The sequence below is a fragment of the Odoribacter sp. N15.MGS-14 genome (assembly GCF_000980245.1).
GTDB lineage: Bacteria > Bacteroidota > Bacteroidia > Bacteroidales > Marinifilaceae > Odoribacter > Odoribacter splanchnicus.
Genome location: NZ_LARE01000124.1, coordinates 1 through 2,676, shown reverse-complemented (window position 1 = coordinate 2,676; position 2,676 = coordinate 1). Strand labels below are relative to the sequence as shown.

Sequence of the window (2,676 nt, the reverse complement as noted above, 5' to 3'; positions counted from 1 at the left end):
TTTTCTCCAATGTAAGGTATATTTTAATATTCCGTTTCGAGTGTGAAATGATATCGTCGTTTTGTTTGGCTCTACAAAAGAAGTTATTACATACGTTGTTGCTAAAGTTGCATGTCCACATAAATCAATTTCCATTTTTTGGTAACCCACCCGAAGTTTATATTGCTCGTTTTCTTTCACCACAAACGCTGTTTCTAAAAGCTTATTTTCCATAGCTATTTCTATCATTAAATTATCAGGTAACCATTTTCTATCAAACAAATGGCTGCCGGATTTCCTCGAAAAACCTTTTTTGTAAAATCTCTATAATAAGTTTAGGTTTAAAAAACTGACACACATAAATGACATTGACCTTATATAAGGCTTTAGTAGGATTAGTGTTTCATAGTACTTGTTCAAGTGACAATTTAGTGCAAGGTGCAAGTATATATTTATATATATAGCTTGCACCTTGCACTAACCGCAGAATATTTATTTTCAATGATTTGCATATTTCAAAAGAAAGCCATATCTTTGAACCCGAAAGTTAGGCAGACAAACAGCAGTCAAAGTTGGACAGGCTTCACGGTTGAAAATCGTTACTGTTTCGTTACCTATTTGAAATTTTGAAATCAAAGTAGCTGAAATATAAGCGGTTAGAGTTGTAGGTTCGAATCCCTCCCTCTCCGCTGAACTAACCGGACACTACCGGACAAAGAACAGCCAAGTCCCACAAATTCAACGATTTGTGGGACTTTTTTATCCCCTTATGTCTGCCCTGGACACCATTTAGAAGAAAGGACAGGTAATCCTGACCGGAGTACGGATTCCCGGGTTACTTGATCGGATTGTTTCTACAAAATACTGATTTCTAAAATGATTCCTAATGTAAGGAGGCAGAAAACATCTGTTTCGTAGGAGTTCATGTTTTTTAGGTCACAGTGCGTTTTCCATAAAGTGATAACGTGAGTCTCCGGTGTTCGTGTTTGGTGATCAACAGAAGCGACCGGGTCGATAATTCCGATTACCGGAGACGAATTAGTAACAGAATAATTCTACTTTTTGTTTTATAGTTGTATTTAAGACACTTATGGAAAAATTGTACAGTAGATTTGTTATATTTTTGTTAAAATAGTAACTGAAAATCTGTCGAAAAGTACAATATTTTCATTTTTTCGGATGTTTGTGCTATAGATGTTCCGAAATATCCGCCACATTTGTAAAAGAAATTTAAAAACAAAACCGTCGTTCTCTATACTATTTATTAAATAGATGATAATGATCAAGTGGGTAATCAAAGATAAACGTTCGATTAAATCAGTCGAAAGTTTATAAAGTCCATAAAGTTTATAAAGTTCCTGGACCCTGAGGCCGCTTGGTTAATTAACAATTATCAAATGACATTTGACAATATATCTCCAAACCTATGGTTTCTTTTTTATTTGTCTGATAATCAATGATTATATTTTTATTCTAATTCTCATTTTTCTTTTCTTATTTTTTTCTAATGGAAACGAAACTTTCAGGTAATTGTCAATTGTCGATTATCGTCTGTCAATTATTCTTTTGGTAGAAATCCGCCAAAAGAATCGAACATTTTTTTTGTCACTTTTTAATAAGTGTTTCTTTTACAAGAATAGATCGCTAATGGGTTTACATTTAATAATAAATACAATGCCTATGAAAAAGAGCCGTTTTTCTACATGAGTGGTGAAATCGTTTGCTGGTGTTATGCAAACGTTTTTGTACCTGAAAACATATTTTGAAATCAAAACCAAATCAGTTTATGGAAAAATTTGTCAAGAATTTAAAAAGGGGAGGTCTACCGACCCGGTGTTGGCTTTATATGCTGATACTTCTTTTATCATTTGGATTGCCTGCAAGTATATTTGCTCAGACAGATCTGGTAAAGGTGACTGGAACAGTGACGGATGAAACGAATCAGCCTGTTCCTGGCGTGAATGTATTGTTGAAAGGAAGTTCGAATATTGGGACTGTGACGGATATTGAAGGAAAGTACACGTTGAATATACCCAAAGACGCTACTTTGATTTTCAAATTTGTCGGCTATAAGACGACAGAGGTGGCGGTAAACGGAAAAACAACGGTGAACCTGAGTATTCAGCCGGATGTCAAGCAGTTGGAAGATGTGGTTGTAATCGGTTATCAGGCGATTAAGAGAGAGAAATCGACTGCTGCAATCGCCAGTGTGGCCGGGGAAAAGATTGAGAATATTCCGGTCCCCAGTGTGGAAATGGCTTTACAAGGAAAAGTGGCCGGTTTGAATGTGTTGAATATTACCGGAGAACCCGGTGCAAAGGGGATTGTCACTTTACGTGGGAATACCAGTATTGCCAGCCAGGATTCGCGAAGTACTCCTTTGTATGTGGTGGATGGAATTGTGATGGACGAAGGCGACTTAGGCCAGATCGACCTGACGGGGACTAACCCGATTGCCGGGATCAATCCCAATGATATCGAATCGATCGATGTGTTGAAAGATGCTTCGGCATCGGCCATTTATGGAGCCCGTGCGGCTAATGGGGTAATTATCATCAAAACCAAAACTCCGAAGGCAGGTAAACCTCAGGTTCGCTTGAACGGCTATTATGGGGTGGCTATGAAACCGACAATGCGTTCGACTTTGGTTGGTACTGCCGAACGCCATTTAAAGATGGATCTGATTTATCAGTATTT

General features: G+C 37.4%; 2 protein-coding genes. One reads left to right on the top strand and one right to left on the bottom strand.

Annotated features, from left to right (window positions below):
- A partial coding sequence (locus tag WS34_RS14305; protein ID WP_286693821.1) for a PhzF family phenazine biosynthesis protein occupies positions 1–261 on the bottom strand: 261 nt, incomplete at its 3' end.
- A gap of 1,504 nt (positions 262–1,765) precedes the next feature.
- Between WS34_RS14305 and WS34_RS14300 the strand changes: the two genes are divergently transcribed.
- Positions 1,766–2,676: carboxypeptidase-like regulatory domain-containing protein (locus WS34_RS14300; RefSeq protein ID WP_046405681.1), on the top strand; the 911-nt coding region annotated here is incomplete at its 3' end.